This is a genomic window from Ignavibacteriales bacterium (assembly GCA_026390595.1).
Lineage (GTDB): Bacteria > Bacteroidota > Ignavibacteria > UBA10030 > UBA10030 > UBA9647.
Map to the genome: position 1 here is coordinate 1 of JAPLFQ010000022.1, position 16,430 is coordinate 16,430.

General features: G+C 53.2%; 14 protein-coding genes. All 14 read right to left on the reverse strand.

Translation table 11 applies throughout. The features are described 5' to 3' along the window. On the reverse strand, nucleotides 1-390 hold a 390-nt coding region (locus NTU47_11405), incomplete at its 3' end, for a response regulator (protein ID MCX6134409.1). Further along, nucleotides 390-1,442: a histidine kinase gene (locus NTU47_11410; protein ID MCX6134410.1), complete on the reverse strand. Its 1,053-nt coding sequence runs from the start codon at nucleotides 1,440-1,442 to the stop codon at nucleotides 390-392. The genes NTU47_11410 and NTU47_11405, both read right to left, overlap by 1 nt. 64 nt (nucleotides 1,443-1,506) lie before the next feature. Beyond that, nucleotides 1,507-2,286 (reverse strand): tetratricopeptide repeat protein, encoded by a 780-nt coding sequence (locus NTU47_11415; GenBank protein ID MCX6134411.1) that lies wholly within the window; start codon nucleotides 2,284-2,286, stop codon nucleotides 1,507-1,509. A 32-nt stretch (nucleotides 2,287-2,318) separates the two neighbouring features. Beyond that, nucleotides 2,319-4,589 carry a TonB-dependent receptor gene (locus NTU47_11420; protein MCX6134412.1) on the reverse strand — a complete coding sequence of 757 codons (2,271 nt, stop codon included), beginning with the start codon at nucleotides 4,587-4,589 and terminating at the stop codon, nucleotides 2,319-2,321. Nucleotides 4,590-4,858: 269 nt separating this feature from the next. After that, a complete protein-coding gene (locus NTU47_11425; protein ID MCX6134413.1) occupies nucleotides 4,859-6,967 on the reverse strand; it encodes a DUF362 domain-containing protein in 2,109 nt (702 codons plus the stop codon). Nucleotides 6,968-6,981: 14 nt separating this feature from the next. Beyond that, nucleotides 6,982-7,914, reverse strand: coding sequence for a permease (locus NTU47_11430; protein MCX6134414.1), 933 nt, complete (start codon nucleotides 7,912-7,914; stop codon nucleotides 6,982-6,984). A 281-nt stretch (nucleotides 7,915-8,195) separates the two neighbouring features. Beyond that, complete coding sequence (locus NTU47_11435; protein ID MCX6134415.1) at nucleotides 8,196-9,371, reverse strand: lamin tail domain-containing protein; 1,176 nt, start codon at nucleotides 9,369-9,371, stop codon at nucleotides 8,196-8,198. A gap of 66 nt (nucleotides 9,372-9,437) precedes the next feature. Further along, the gene (locus tag NTU47_11440; protein ID MCX6134416.1) at nucleotides 9,438-10,181 is read right to left on the reverse strand and encodes an SdiA-regulated domain-containing protein; all 744 of its coding nucleotides are present in this window, start codon (nucleotides 10,179-10,181) and stop codon (nucleotides 9,438-9,440) included. A 67-nt stretch (nucleotides 10,182-10,248) separates the two neighbouring features. Further along, nucleotides 10,249-10,752: a lamin tail domain-containing protein gene (locus NTU47_11445; protein ID MCX6134417.1), complete on the reverse strand. Its 504-nt coding sequence runs from the start codon at nucleotides 10,750-10,752 to the stop codon at nucleotides 10,249-10,251. A 16-nt stretch (nucleotides 10,753-10,768) separates the two neighbouring features. Beyond that, the gene (locus NTU47_11450; protein ID MCX6134418.1) at nucleotides 10,769-12,034 is read right to left on the reverse strand and encodes a porin; all 1,266 of its coding nucleotides are present in this window, start codon (nucleotides 12,032-12,034) and stop codon (nucleotides 10,769-10,771) included. Nucleotides 12,035-12,109: 75 nt separating this feature from the next. Beyond that, nucleotides 12,110-13,600 carry an inorganic phosphate transporter gene (locus NTU47_11455; protein MCX6134419.1) on the reverse strand — a complete coding sequence of 497 codons (1,491 nt, stop codon included), beginning with the start codon at nucleotides 13,598-13,600 and terminating at the stop codon, nucleotides 12,110-12,112. A gap of 2 nt (nucleotides 13,601-13,602) precedes the next feature. Beyond that, nucleotides 13,603-14,247: a DUF47 family protein gene (locus NTU47_11460; GenBank protein MCX6134420.1), complete on the reverse strand. Its 645-nt coding sequence runs from the start codon at nucleotides 14,245-14,247 to the stop codon at nucleotides 13,603-13,605. A gap of 68 nt (nucleotides 14,248-14,315) precedes the next feature. Then, a complete protein-coding gene (locus NTU47_11465; protein MCX6134421.1) occupies nucleotides 14,316-15,911 on the reverse strand; it encodes a DASS family sodium-coupled anion symporter in 1,596 nt (531 codons plus the stop codon). A 49-nt stretch (nucleotides 15,912-15,960) separates the two neighbouring features. Next, entirely contained in the window at nucleotides 15,961-16,428 is a 468-nt protein-coding gene (locus NTU47_11470; GenBank protein ID MCX6134422.1) for a CYTH domain-containing protein, read from the reverse strand. Between the last annotated feature and the right edge of the window lie 2 nt (nucleotides 16,429-16,430).

Here is a 16,430-nt window from a genome sequence, read left to right on the forward strand (position 1 = left end):
CACCTTTACAAGGCGATCAAATTCATCCGTCTCGGAGCGCTGGACCTCCCGGAGTTTTTGTATCGGTCTGGCGACTCGCTTCCGATCGTACGGTTTCAGAAGATAGTCGACGGCATTTACCTCAAACGCTTTCAGTGCAAAGTCGCTGTGTGCCGTGCAGAAGACAATCCGGGGTGCATGATCAAGATGTTCGATGACCTCGAATCCATCCATCCCCGGCATTCGAATGTCCAGGAAAACCACGTCCGGCTTTCCTTCGTTGATGGCCTTGATGGCTTGCCGACCCGATCTGCACTCTGCGATGACGCTGATTTGCGGGTATTCCTGCAAGTACTCATTGATGAGCTGGCGGGCAAGTCCTTCATCATCGACGATGACTGCTTTTAGCATCAGTGGACCTCAGGATCAATCGGAATGGAAAACGCCACTTCGAATCCTTCCGCTTCTGCCGTCTTTGTTTGGAGGGCTGAGCGTTCACCATATATGGTCCGCAGCCGAAGGTCGGTGTTGCGCAGTCCGATGCCATCCGTGCGGCCGCCCTCGTTGGGCCGGGCGCCTACTCCGGTGTCCACGATCCGAATCATGAGGCGTGAACCGTGCACCTCAACGACAATCGAGACCTTTCCCCCTGTCTCGCTCGGCTCGATGCCGTGCTTGATTGCGTTTTCTACGAGGGGCTGAAATATCAGCGGAGGGACCCGATGGTGCAGGGCTTCGGGTGCAACGTTGTACTCGATCTGTAGACGATCGCCGAGTCTCTTCGACTCGAGACTCAGATAGGACCGCGTGAACCCAAGCTCCTCCTGCAACGACACAACATCCCTCTTCGAAATCTCGGTTGCATAGCGGAAAAGATCGCCCAGTTCGGCTATCATCGTCCTCGTCTCCTCGGCGTCCCGGGACGCTACAGCACTGATGCTGTTGAGGGTGTTGAAAAGGAAATGAGGATTAATCTGGGATTTGAGCGCCGAGAGCTCCTGTTCCTTGGCCAGGACTGCCAATACAAGCGCCTCCTGTTCCTTCTGTCTCAGCCGTGCCATTATTTGAATCCCATGGTAAATCGCAAACTGGAGGAGGTAGACCGTGGTATACGAAAAGATGATCCACTGAGAGAACGGGGTAATATATCGCGATCCATTCGGAGCAATCAGGTTCAAGTATTCCGCGTAGACAGTGAACGCCGTGATCGCATAGATCGGGGCCAGCAGAGCATGGGCGGATATGACCCAAACCCACTTCTTTCCGTCCATCCACCGGATGACCACGAGCCATGGGATCACGCTCAGTGCAGCCAGGAAGAAGTTCTGTGAGAACTCGCTCACGAGCGCAAGACCGAAAGAAATCGAACTCCCCGTCGCCAAGGGGATCGTCCCCAGAAAAGCAAAGACAGTCCAGGCCAGAGCAGAGAGACCAACGCCGCGGGGAGTGATTCGTGGTTTCATCGTGGTTGAGTAGTCAAGTGGTGAAGAGTTTTTGTGTGTTTCGAGATCGATATCTTCGGCACGGTCATTTTGCTTCGGCCTGAGCCGCGAGCTTGGGCAGCAGGTCGTGTTTTACCCAGCCGTTTTCCGGGTTGATTTCCAGCGCTCTGTCGAACGCGCGCTTCGCTTGAATCGTCTCTTTCCTGTCCATGTGCGCGATACCAATCCACACCCAGACTTCGTCCTTCCCCCAATCCGGTTGGAGTGAATCGACAATCCTCCACTGATCGAAGAGCTCCACTCCCCACTTCAGTTCCCCCAATCCTTTGTCCTTGCCGCCACCAAACAAAGCGGGGGTGTTGTAGGTGCTGATAGCCGAAACCAGCGCAACACGCGGATTCATCGGCGCAAGTTCCTTCGCCTTCTTGAGTGCAGCACTGGATTGAGGACCAAGGATGATTCCTTTGATCGGCGAAAAGGAGATTTTCAACCCATAACAACTGGAAAGGAGCGCATACGCTTCTGCGAATGTCTTGTCCCTGGAGATCGCTTCCTCCAGCCGGGAGACGGCTGTGTCAAGATACGCAACTGCCCTCTCTTTGTCTACTTGCTGCAGAACGACCGCTCGCCGGTACGCCACGTACCCAAGATAGTAATTCCCGAGAGCGCTGAAACGACTGTCATGTTGAGCATGACTCAGAAGGTTTTCTGCGGTCGCAAACAAATCCTGATTTGCTGTATTGACCCCCCTTTGGATAATGGCTTTGGCCTGCGAAATTCTCTCCGCTCCGCCAGGTTCGTTTGTCTGCGCAAGGAGCATTTTGCAGAGAATAATTGTCAGAACTGCTGTAGTTGTCGCGCGCATTGTTACTCCTTTCGAATAGTGTGGTTTCCGCTTTATATACCAGCGCCAAGGGCCCCGATGGAAACGGCAACGCCAAAGTAAATTGACTTCCTAAAGTCGGTTGTTCGAAGCCGCCGAACGGAATAGTCCTTGGAGTACTCGTAGAGCACCGGGTTTGCCCGATCGAGCAGGTTGGAGACTGCAAAATAGAAGACGGCTGAGTTCGAAGTACCGAACGTCGTGTAATAGCTCAGGGTCGCATCGAGACGGACAAAATCCGGCATACGTTCTGAACTCACCGGTCCATCTACCGGCAAGTAGTAGTCTCCCTGCGGTTGTAACACCGCTCCGACGATCGGCGTGGTGGGTCTCCCCGTAGCATATCGAAACGTGATTCCTCCACTCACAATCGAGATCTGGCCTTTCGCGACAATCGTCAGGTTATGAGTGATATCGTAGGGGGAGGGGGCATCCTCGTACACATAGCGCTCAAGTTCGTCGCGTGCCTGAAGACGGTTGGAGTGAAGGTAGCTGTACGAAATCCAGCCGTTGACCGGCGTTTGCAGAAAGGATCCGTACTTGAAGAAGAAATCGATTCCACGCGCCGCACCATCTCCGTCATTCACAAAATACGCTGTCTTGCTCGGCACAACGAGATGAGAATAGACCTTATAGTATGCTTCCAGCCGCACGATCAGCAAATCGTTCGAGTGCTCTAGTCCCACAATCAAGTGTTGTGAGCTCTGAGCTTTCAACGCAGGATTGCCGCTTTCCGGGTTGAATTGGACCGGCGCAGGAAACTGGTGATAGATCCCCCAGCTCACGCGCACATTCGAACCAGGAGAGAAATCGTATCGCAACGACGCTCGTGGGTCGACGACAGCCTGCGCAGACAAATTGTGATAGTCAGTTCGGAGACCGATGCTTCCAACCACGCGACGAATCAGATGCATCTCCATCTCCCCGTAGATCCCCGATCGCTTCGCTGCATATCGTTCGTCGAACTGATAAACGTCAGCGCTCGGATCGAGGACGTTGTTGTTCTTCGGAGACGTGCCGGAGAACACGTTTTCGAGACGCTCAATTTCACCCCCGGTCGAGATCCGAACGCTTTCGCCTATCATGCGCTCGGCGTCAGCACGGACCTTGTAGGTGACATCGGAAGAACTGAGGTTCAGGTTCCCCAGGTGCCGATCATCGCTGAAACGGTTCTGCGAAATGCTTGTTTTGAGGAGCCAGCTCCCGACGAAATCAGACCATTGGAGGTTGTGGAACCAGCCCGTCTCTTGAGAGCGATATTCTCCTGCAAATGATGGCTCGTCGATTCGAACACCGATCCGATCGTCCATCACGTAGTTGAAGAACTTGACCTGACCGGTGGATGAGTATTTGTAGATCACGCTGAGATTTCCGTCCTTCCCATTCGGAGGATCCGCAAACTGATTGCGGACTCCGTTCACGCGAAACATCAGATCCGTCGTGCTTTGATTGCCCGAGAACCGGATACCGAGCTTGTCCTGAATAATGGGGACATTCACGCCCAGCGAGATGGCTGCAAGACCTACACCGACGTCAAAACCCTGCCTGGCAGGAAGGTTCAGGCTCTCCATCGAGAGCACGCCGGAAAGCGCGTTGCCGTACTTCGCCGAGAACCCTCCGGACGAAAAGAAGGTCCCGCCGACCAGGAAGGGAGAGATGACACCAAAGACCCCCCCCGTCGGGCTTTCGTATTTGTATGGATGGACAAGCGTTGCCTGGTCCAGAAGGATCACCGTCTCGCTGACATCGCCTCCCCGAACAAAAAGGCCGGAACCTTCGTCCACCGACACCACTCCGGGAAATGTCTGCACCGTCCGGAAGATGTCGGCAGCGGCCCCCGGCGTCGTGACGACGTCAAGAGACCGGAGCGTGATCGCCTTCGCCTCGTCGCCGGTTGAATATGCGCTGGCCGTTACGAGGACTTCATTGAGGCTCACGGCCGACTCCCGCAGAACTAACTTAACGTAGAGGGAATCTCCCGGCGCAATTCTGATATTCATTGTCGCCGCTTCCATGCCGACCATTGATGCTCGCACAACCTGAGAGCCAACGTGCGATGTGCGAAACGTGAATTGACCCTTCGGCCCGGTGACATCTCCTTCAAGTGTCCCGACGATCAGCACATTGGCAAATTCCATGGGCTCACCGCTTTCGTTCTCCACCCTCCCGGCGACGATCGCCTTGTCACGTGACTGTCCCGGGGCGAGACAAGACAACCAGACAAGAAGAAGAATGACTTGGCAGACCTTTTTCTGTATCGCATACGACATGACGTGGCGCGTCATAGTTCTCTTTCCTCGATGGATGAATGACCACTCAAAGTTACGACAACGAAACACCGGAGTTGTAGTCTTTCCGATGAACCGCGGAATGAGTCGCCGAAAGGCGGATTGGAGGATACAACTTCTGTCGGTGATGAAGGGAAGGTGGGGTTCCCGCATGCCAAAAGGAATCTCCGGCGGCGGGCAGGCTCAAAACGACAAACGAGTTAGCTAACAACGCTAACTCGTTCTTGTCCACACCGATAGATCAGATCCCGACAGAACACGTCGGGTCATTTCATCAACAGCATCCTGCGCGTCTGAACAAAACCTCCGGCCGTCAATCGTGCGAAATAAACGCCGCTGGAGAGATCCGAGGCATTCCAGGTAAGTGAATGATAGCCGGCAGATTGTTCGGCTTCTACAAGATTCGTTACCGCGCGCCCCTGGAGATCGTACACTCTCAGCGTCACGCGGCCCTTTGCCGGCAGCTCATAGCTGATGGTTGTTGCCGGATTGAAGGGATTCGGAAAACAGTCGTGGAGGGCAAACGAAGTGGGAACAGATTCTCCGGTGGCGTGAACCGCTGTTGCTGTTCCGGCGGTGGTGAATTTCAATCCAGGGATCCGATTCCCTTTGTAGAGCGTGTTTGCCTGGACTTCGCAGATGTTCAGGCTGAAGGTATATTTCCCTGTGCTTTGATATGATTTCACAAGGAGCCTGTTCATCCCCTGCTGGACGTTGATCGTGACGATCTCTTTGTAGAACTCGTTCCCTGCAAACGTTCTTGTTCCTGTGTAGTTGTACACGACAACGCCGTTGAGGTAGATCTTCAATGGCTCATCCGACCCAACCCATAATTCAGCCTGCTGCGCGGACGGAGCCGTGAAATAGCTGAAGGCGTAGCTGACGGCTGCCTGAGAACCGAGTGTTGAGTAATAGTCGCTCAGGAGGATTTGATCATCGATGAAGTAAACGGGCTGACTCCATCCGCCTGCACCCGCGGCAGGCGCAACAGAAGATTCGTTCGGAATGAACTCCTGGCTCATCGGATTGCTAACCCCGCTGGCAGGAAAGAAACCGGTCAGCAGCCATGTTCTGTTGCTTTGACCGAACGAAGAAGAGTTCGTGGTCCCGAATGGCTGTGGATATCTGAAGAGTCTCTTGGCTTGTTCGATGGTTGAACCCACAACCGTAATATTGACGGGATTATTCGTGCCGAGGCCGACACGTTCCGCCAGTGTGATATGATCAATGTCGTCCGGATTCAGACCCATGACCCGGCAGCAGACATTATCGACTGCGACAGGATCAGCTCCGGCGATGATCGTGTTCATTTTGACGCGATGGGAGATTTTCAGGTTCGAACTGTCGGATCTATTATAGTTCGGGGACTTTGTCGAATCGAGACAGGTAATGGCGTCGACCACCGAAAATCTGATCCGGGCAATCGATGCCAAATCGACGATCTCCTTGTCCTGCCAGTTATGCCAGGTCGAAGACATTTCGCTCATGTGAAGCAATTTGTGAGTTTTGCCGTCCTGTGATACACCGCTCATTTTGTTGAATCCGTAGCGCGAACTCGCCGCCAATCCGATCTGATTCTTGAGTGCGCCCGTGTAACGAACATCTTTATGAATTTTCATGACCGGCACCGAGATGTAGACACTCGCATGAGTGACATCCCGATGAACGAAGTACTTCCCGCCTTGCGGCTGCGCCTGTCCGCCCCCGGGTACCGCCACATTGTCAAGTTCCGACCAGGGATCGGTATCAGAGTTACCGTTGAGATTCGAAAGCCGAAAATCGATTCCTGCAGCGAGGGCTTCCGTTTTGAGACCCTGGTATCCAGGGACATCGAAGAGCTGCTTCCAGGCAGCGGCCGTCGTGCCGCTTGCTTTCTCGAATGTCGTGAACGGCCTCGGAGATCCTTCCCCCACAATAACTTTGATCTTGCCATGGTCAATTTCGTCGACCAGGAAGACCAGCGCCTTCACCACACGCACGTCAGTGATGCCGCCGCTGCCGCTGGAATCCTGCTGAACAAGATTCGGTTTGATCAGCACCGTATCGCCGCTCTTGATGACGTTCCGGAATCCGCCGGCAAGATCCACAGCGCGTCGGACCATTTTTGAAATCGTGGTGTACGTAATTGCTTCAGAGGTCAGGCCGCACGTATCCTGTCCGAGCGCAGGATCATTGGATTGCACGATCGAGACGGTCGCCGGGAGCGCCGCAGCCGCCTTTGTGTCCGAATCCGGGAAGAAGGAAGAATACACCATGGCGAGCTTGCTGTGAGCCTGGGTGAGATCCCACAGGATGAATCCGGACATCACACCGGCGTATGCAGCGAGCTTGATGAAACGAGAGAGTTTGGTATTCCGGATACGGGGGAGTTTCATTTCGTCTTCTTTCGCTAGAGAAAAGAATACACTACACCAGCAACATACGAGAAGACAAGCGTAAGTGCCAGATAAAAAACGAGGACTCTGATGCCCAGCTGTGATCGGTACGCATACAGGGTCTCGAGTTTTGTGGCCGGACCTGCGATGAAGAAGGCAAGCATGGGCCCCTTCTGCATCCCCATTTCCATCAGTGTTTCCATGAATGGAATTGCTGAACCCCCGCAAGTATAGAAAGGGACTCCCATGCCGATCGCAATCAGTGTGCTGACTTTTCCGTCCCCTCCCAGAAGGCTTGCAATTGTTTCCGGCGGAACCAAGGCACGGACTGCCGAACTCAGCAGGAGGGCGATGGAGAAATATTTCAACATGTACTTCGAATTGCCCACAATATCCTGTGCCAGCGTCTTCTCTGCAGATCCCCGCAATGCGACTATGCCAGGCTGCTCCTGATACAATCGTGTGAACACTTTCGAGGTCAGAAATCCTCCCCCGACAGCAAGAAGGAAAGCGGCGACGGTCCGTGCGATGGCCATGCTTAAGCTTATCTGCGTCGCTGTCAGGAAGAAGATCGTCGGATTCATCAGCGGAGAAGAAAGGATGAATGCCATCACCGCGCTGAACGGAAGACCCGTTGCCATAAGGGAAAGGCCGATCGGCACGGCCGCGTACGTCGGCAGCGGAGAGACAAGCCCGACCATGGCTGCAATGACGATCGAAAGGAATTCGTTGGAATTTGGAATCGACAGCTTCTTGGTACGCACATAACGCGCGCCTGCGACATTCAATCCGATACTGATGATGATATAGGGAAGCATCTTCCACCACAGTTCGAAGAAGTCTTCAAGGATGCGGAGGGAGTACGTTCCTGCAAGCCAATTCCGTATGTGATAGTACAGTTCGATGGCTGATAGCTCGATGTTGGTATCTGAGCACGGCTTGAGCACAAATCAACAATTCTTCTGCCAGAAGATCAAACCGCATCTGCTCTCAACAAATCTAGCAATTTTTCTTCAAGAAGCTCCGATCTATCTACAGTTCAACACCATTTTCCCGCGTACGTGGTGTGCACTGGCGGAAGGGGAGACGACCTGACTCACATGAAGAAGGCAACATACCCCACCAGCAATGATGGAGTTCCGTCTTCCCGACCCCAATTCATTGACCCATAAAAAAGCCCCGGCACATCGTGTCGGGGCTCTGAATTGCACATCCATGAATCAGCTGCTTATTTCGTGAGAACCATCTTCTTTGTCTGCGATGCGCCGTTCACTTCCAGGCGATACATATAGACACCGCTCGGTTGCGAGGAAGCATCCCATTGCACGGTACGGTTTCCAGCGGAGAGCGTGGCGTTTACAAGCATTGCAACCTCTCTTCCGAGAATGTCAAATACCCTGAGCGTCACGAAGCTGTTAGCTATTAGCTGATAGCTAATAGCTGTTGTCGGATTGAACGGATTCGGATAGTTCTGCTCAAGCCCGAATGATGATGGAATTGATTTGGATTCTTCAACTGCCGTGGCCGTACCATTCGATTTGCCGCGGGTGCGCGCATTCGCGAGCTTCCATGGACCGCCATCCGGAACCCTGCTGTACGATTGCACGGTATCCATCGCTGCGAAGGTGACCGTGTCAATGATCGCTCCGGCTGAGTCTTCCAGCCAAACCGTTTCCCCCCCACTGGAGAGACCGAATCCACTGGGATCTGTCGTCGTCGGAATATCGGTTACGACAACCAGGAACCCTTTCGCGGGTATTGTCGTCCCCGTGGGCAGCACCATCTTAGGCTTGGTTCCTCCCTGTCCGCCGACGTCATAGATCTTGTAGCCGTTCAGCTTTACCGGAACCGTCGACGTGTTATAGATCTCGATCCAATCAGGGTCGGTTGTCACTCCCCTTGAGTAGATCTCATTCATCTTCAACAACACGTTTGAGGTCCCACGCGTGCGTGTATTCACAAGCTTCCAGGCTCCCGCGTCCGGATACCGGCTGTACGATTGGACCGTGTCCATCGCAGTGAAGGAAATGCTGTCGATAATTGCTCCGGTAGCATTCTCAAGCCATGCCGTTTCACCTGCGCTCGAGAGGCCGAATCCGCTCGGATCGATCGTCGTTGCGATGTCGGTGACGACGACGAGATAACCGGTGGCGGGGATCGTTGTCCCGGCCGCGAATGTCATCTTGGGCTTTGTACCACCCTGTCCGCCAACGTCATAGATCTTGTAACCGCCGATATTCACGGCGACAAGCGAATTGTTGTAGAGTTCGATCCAGTCAGGATCTCCCGTTACTCCCCTGGAGTAAATCTCGTTCATCTTCACGACCGATGCCTGGGCATGACCAACTTCGGTCACCACGAGCACCACGACCAACACTACAAAAAGCATGCTGATATATTTCATTGTGTACCTCCCTTGATAGAAAGCTGATGTGTCGCCAGCCAGCAGTGATAAACCGCGAACGCATTATCATATCGGTTTGTCAAATACATACATCTTGTTTTCCGCGTCATTGACGATATAGATCTTGTTCTGAACGATCGCCAAACCTTCGCCTTTGGTGAAGGGGACAGACCACGAACCCAATAGGTCACCGCTTCTCGACATCTTGATCACCCTCATCGATTCGTCGCTGACAATCCAGAAACAATCCGTCGAAGACTCGTAAAAGATGTCAGAGCAGTCCAGTGTGAAGTTGATTTCCTTCCTCCAGACCTCTTTGCCCTGGTTGTATTCCAGTATCATTGTTGGGAATTTTTCATTCAGCACGAACACGTGGTTGTTCTTGTCAACAGTCACTCCTTCCGGGCCGTGTTTGAGAACAGTTGCGACGTTGACCGGGAATGACGACAACTTTGTCCCGTTGATCAGATATTTCGTTATGATTTGGTTCGTTTCTTCCGCTATGTACATCGTATCGCAATTGGAAGAAAGTGTAATGCCTTCCATGTCAGAACTTGGAACAACGAGCGACTTCAGAATACGCCCGGTGAAATCGATCTCATATACCGTCGAGTTCCCGTCTGAAACGGTCATCAGCGTATTGTTCTTGCTGTTATACACAAGACCGGACGGCTCGGGAACTTCGATGTTGTAGACGGCAACCTGCACGAGAGAGGTGACGGCCGGAGAGATAATGCCTCCACCTGGTTCCTGTCTTGTACATGTCCATGACAGAAGAGCCAGAAAAACCATGACGAGTTGTTTCTTCACTTTTGCATCTCCGTGTTGCATCGTTCGCCGGACATACCGTCTCCGGCCGTTTCTCACTCTTTGACTGCTACTTGTTTGCTGTGCCTTTGGTCATGCTGGATGTGAGCACCCATGTGCCACCGTCTGGGACTCTGCTGTACGTCTGCGTCACATCCATGGCCGGAAATACAACATCGTCGATCACCTTGCCCGACGCGTCTTCCAACCACACTTCTTCGCCCGCGCTCGACAAGCCAAAACCACTTGGGTCGATCGTAGTCACTATGTCAGTGACAATGACATAGTATCCTTTTGCAGGTATCGTGACACCTGCAGGGATCGACATCTTCGGCTTCGAGCCGGTTTGGCCGCCAGTGTCGTAAATCTTGTACCCGGCCAGCGTGACCGGGAACGACGACGCATTATAGATCTCAATCCAGTCAGGATCTGTCGTGACGCCCCGGCTGTAAATCTCGTTGATCTTGATAACAGTCGGTTCGACCACAATGGGAGCTACTACTGGTTCGGGTCTGGAACAAGAAACGAACACGAGCGAAGTAAAGAGGAAAATAAGAATCAGGTAGTTTTTCATGATTTCACCTCAGGCCTTATAATGATGCTTGAATTCTGACTTGAAGGAACGAATGATCGTCGTCCCCTACAAACTTCCCCTTGCTCGTTGCGTATTGATCAAGGTTTACCATGCCGTAATTGAGCATCAGCTTGATGTTCGGATTTGGGTAGTAGTTGATCCCGAGCATGAGGATATTGGACTTCCCGCCATGGATCCCTGCCTCCTGATCGTTCAGATCGCAGATGCTGTAGCGGGCGGCCAGCTCCAACGCACCCCATGAATGGATCGGAGCGTCGATCGGACCTATCTCACCTTCATCGACAAAGTACTGCCTCGTTTCTCCCGTGACCATCCAGGATAGCATCGCATAGGCCCCACCAAGACGCACGGCAGGTTTGCCGTACCAACGGATCACTCTTGTTCCGAGGTATTCCGCCTGCAGATAGAGCGGGCCCTGGATCGCAAGCAATTCGCCGCTGATACGGTTGAAGTAGTTGACATCCCCAATATCCCCCGTGTGCAACAGCTTGGGATCGAAGACATCCGTTTCTGTTCTCGCCTTTATCTCGATGGTGTTGGCGGCCAGATCGGGAACTGCATCCGGAGTTTTAAAGGCTGCCGCGGTGCCAAAGTGGAGGTTTGAGCCATGCCTGTTGATCGGCGCGAAGGTCACGCGGGCATTTGTCGAATAGCCTTCATCACGCGTTCCCTTGTCGATCTTGGTGCCGGCCTCATGGCCGAAGACTCCAATCGTCGCCTGCCCATAGTCGGTATAATACTGTGCGCTGATTCCAACACGCCGCCCCAGGGCAAGCGCATTCGAAACGGCAGAGCGTTCCATGAAGGTCACCAGGCGAGAACTGTTCAATTCTTCCATCCCGAACGGTTCCTTGAAATTGCCGGCCTTCAGCGAGAGATTGAAAGTCGGGAAACTATACATCACGAAAGCGTCCCGCATATCAAGCACGGCTTCCGAAATGTCGAAATCGATCTCGGCTTGCCAGTCTTTCCAGAGAATGGTCTTCATCGCGAAAGTGACGCGGCGCAAGATCGTTCCGTCGCTCATCTCATTCTTATTCTCGAAGTACTTTGCTCCGTCCACCTGGATTCGGGAATCAAACCACCATTGAAACGTGGTATCTTTGGATTCGAAAACGAGTTTGCCCTGGCGCGCCTCGACGCCAAGGGGGACTCTCGTGGCTTCCTGCCCCGGGATTCGGCCATCCTGCGCAGCAACCATGCCGATGCCCGCAAGCGTCAGCATGATGACCAACGCTAATTGATTCTTCCATTGATTCATTGTTCTTGCTCCTTTCCACCCTCAGGTGTTGTTATTTGATTACAGGACTTGCGAATCGTCCACCGCAGTACATGACTATTTGGTTTTGCCTGTTTTTTCAATCGTGAACAATCTTGTCAGTGCAGCTTTCTTGTCGGTTATTTGTTTGTCAACGAGTTTGTTCCCGGTCGGCGACCACGCGGCCTGACTGTCGAACACCAATCGCTCGAAGTCGATCTTGTGCCCGAATGTGGCGCCATGGTTGAGCCGAAGAGATTGGTACTGCTCCTCGGTCAGTCGTCCCGCATCAAATCGTTTCAGAACGAGAGACGTATCCACTCGTATGCTGTCAACGAGGGAGTACTGGAAAATATCAAAAACCTGTTCGCTGGAAAACGGTGTCCGGCTCATCAGTTCATTTTTGAAGACTTTCTTGTTGTCAAACCGCCGGCCAACCAGGTCTTCGATGGTGCTCGTCGGGATTCCCGACGTCCGCAGCCGCTCAATCACCGACCCTGTGACTTCGTACGGCACAGGGTAAATGACATTTTGCTCGAACACATTCTGAATGAAAAAAAGCGAGAAAAATGTGATGATCCCCGCGCCGACAGGCGCCACGATCCATCCGATGCCGATTTTTCCCAGAACTTTGAAGTTGATCGAGAGCGGGTCTTTTGCCAGGCCCACGCCGATAACAGCACCGATGAATGCCTGTGTCGTCGACAACGGGACGAGGGGAAACGACGGAAGCCTGAGCGAGATGAGAAACGTCTCCAAGGTCTCGGACGTAAAGAGCATGAGCACGAGGAACTCGGCAAAGACCACGACAAGACCCGTGAGAGGTGATATCTTATAGAGATCCTTCCCAACGGTGTTCATCACCCTTTCGCCGTAACTGTAGATGCCAACCGCAATTGCCAGTCCGCCCAGAAAGAAGAGCTGCTGTGCTCCACTGACTGCGAAGAGGCCTCCGACTTTGAGATCCCCGAACAGGGGGGCTGAGGCGAACATCCCCATAACATTGCCGATGTTGTTCGCACCGAGCGAGTAGGAAGCCAAAGCGCCGACGACGATTAATCCAATACGCGTGTACTTATCGAGCTCGAGGAGGTGGATGTTCAGCTTGCGCAGCATCCGTTTAACGAATTTGAAAAGAACGAATCCAAACAGAGCGGCGATAATCGGCGAGGCGACCCAGCTGAACAAAACCTTCGAAAGCGAGTTTTGATCGGTGGGAGAGCCCGTGAAGAGGTTCCAACCGATGATGGCACCGATGACCGCCTGCGATGTCGATACCGGCAGCTGAGCTTTTGTCATCGCGGTGACAGCAATCCCCACCGCCAGGGCAACAGCGAAACTTCCTGCCAGCGCGTTGATGGACCCGAGATCTGTCAACGTACGCGTCGTTCCTGCACCGCTGAATACGGCGCCAAGAATGACGAAGATCCCCGCGATCACAGCAGCCACCCGGAAACGAACCATCTTTGAAACCACGGCCGTTCCGAATACATTGACGGCGTGGTTCGCACCGAGCGACCAGCCGAGAAAAAGACCGCTTGTGATAAAAAACCAGATGGTGATATCCACTGCTATTCAAACCTCTTTATGATCGCGATCGACAATCTGTCGCACACATCTTCGGATTGCTCGGCAATCCGTTCTATATGAAATGTGAAATACCTGATATGGATCTTGTAGCTGTAGTCTTTTTTCGAACGGAAGACCGTCCTCTTGATGCGCTCTGCGATTCCGTTGGTTTCCTTCCTATAGAACTGGACCTTGGTAACATAATCGCGCACTGCGTCGATGTTCTTGAAGTACGATCGAACGCCGCTGACCGTGTTTTCAAGACACGAGATCGAGCTGTCTGCCAATTCTATGAAGTCCTGCTTGAGCCCCCTGGCAATGTCCGGTATCTCGACGGAGAATTCGAGCAATGTCTCTGTGGTAATATTGAGCACCTTATCGCAGCTCTCCAGCAATCCGAGGACATCGCCCCGGGCTTCAGGGATGAGCGTTCTCGTGTAGAGCTTGATCTCGATATTCCTTCGCAGATCATCAGCGCGCTCTTCGATCTTCCGGAGCTCGGCGAGATGGTTCTCGAATTCCGCGGTCTGGCCTTCGAGGTAGCACTTGATCCCGATCTTGAAGATCAGCCCGCCTTTGATGACGGAATCGAGGTACTCATCGATCTGCGATTCCAGTTCTTTGGTTTTCTTGAATAGCACGGACATGCGAACCTCGCCAAAGTAAGAAACATGCTACAGAGGACAGCAGAGAACACCGGTGACGGGTCTCTGCGTCAGAATAATCCAAACACGCCGTTCGGAGTGATGCCGAGAAATCTGAACCACGTTTCACCGGCGACAATGTTCAGCACCCAGGCGATCACCATCATGGTCATGCCGAACTTGAACGTATCAGCGAGACTGTAGTGATCGGTTTCATACAACAACGCCGCAGGCTTGCTGTTGAAGGGGAGAACATACACATGCTCGATCATGAAAGCGACCGGGAGCGCAAGACTGATGACGGGAAACCCGAATCTATTCGCAACGCCTATGGCAATCGGGATGAAGATCATCGCGCGCATCGTTTTGGACTGGAACAGCAGAGCGCTGAAAACCATCACGCCGGTCAGCATGAGATACAAAATCCAGAAAGGGGTTGCCGTGCCGATGCCGAGATGATCAAAGAAGGCGTTCACGCTGATGGCGGGTAAATCGGTAGCGTCCAGGCCCGCACCGAGCGTATAGGCCCCTGCAGAAAAAAGCATGAGATGCCACGGGACATCCACCTCGTTCCACTGAACAATGCCGTACCGGGGAATCAGGGCGATGATTGCCCCAACGAACGCCACAGCCGTTGGGCTGATGCCGTGCAGACTGTCCGTGGCCCAGAACCCCAGGATTGTCAAGAACAACACAGTAGCTTTTATTTCCGCCCTGCTAATACGCCCGAGTTTGTTGTATTCCTCTCTGAGCCGATCCATACCACCTTCTATCTGCGGCAAACGCTCGCCGGGGGCAAGGGGGAAAAAGATCTTCATCGCAACGAGATAGCCGATCAACATCAGGCAGATCACCACCGGCAGCATCGCTTCCATCCAGTCGGCGAAAAACAGGCTCGAACTGAGTGCGCCGCCGATCAAACCGGCGCCGAGCAGGTTCGCGCCCGATCCGGTCATGAACCCGGCAGCTCCGATATTGATGCAGAAGAGATTCTGCAGAACAACGCTTCTGCCGAAGTTATTCCGGTTCTTCCCCCCTTCCGCACCATAGATGGCGGCAATCACCATGAAGATCGGTAACAGAATGGCAGCTTTTGCAGTTGTCGCTGAAATAAACGCCGACAGGATCAGATTGATGACGATGAAACTCATAAAGATGGTGCTGGCACTCTTCCCGAAGCGAAGTATCAGCCACAGGGCGAACCGTTTTGCCAGCCCGGTCGCAACAAGCATGCTTGCGAGGACGAACGACATGATGTTCAACCACATGACCGGATGACCAAGCTGCGCATACGCTGTCTTTTCTGAGAGAACGCCGGTCAGAACCAGGCTGATGATCACTATGAGCGATGTCAGGTAATTCGGGATCGCCTCCGTCATCCAGAGGATGATCGATGCGGCGAAGATTGCAAGCATGAATTCATTGTTTCGGATGAACTGTCCCGCGCCGATTTTCTGAAAGGCTTCTTTCGCCGTCGAGGTGACGACATCGGAAGACCCGATGGACTGCAGGAACGGAAGCTTGATGACAAAAGCAAAAAGAACAAAGGCGGCCAAAGCGAGGAAGGGGCCTGAGAGGGCAAGCCATTTCTCGATCGTCCCTTTTTCACGTTTCGGGAGCCGCTCGATACGGTACTGATTCATATCGAGGGGATCGTGTATCGTCATGGAATTCTCCGTTTGAATGTATCGAGGCAGCAATGGAGAAGGGAACCTGTCACCAGCGGGTGAAGGGATTCTTCATCAGCATAGAGTTGTAGTAGCGCGTATCGCCGGTGACCTCTTCCCCCAGCCAAGCGGGTTTCTCAAACGCCTCGGTCTCCGATCCCAGTTCGATTTCGGCAAGCACGAGTCCCTGATTGTCTCCGTGAAACTCGTCCACCTCGAACGTATGCGCGACGGCCTTGACGAGATACCTGGTTTTGTCGATGACGCCCGGCTCGCAGATCTTCAGCAGGTCGTCGATCTCATTGACCGGGAGTTCCTTTTCCCACTCGAAGCGGCTGGCGCCGGAGGCGTTACCGATACCCTTGATCGTGATGTACCCCTTGTCACCCTTGATGCGAACCCGAACGGTGCGCTCGGGAACGGACGAAAGATATCCCTGCACGATGCGAGTCTGTTTACTGATAAAGGGTTTGAAGTCGCCCTTCACCAGAAACTTCCGCTCGATCTCTTTTCCCATGT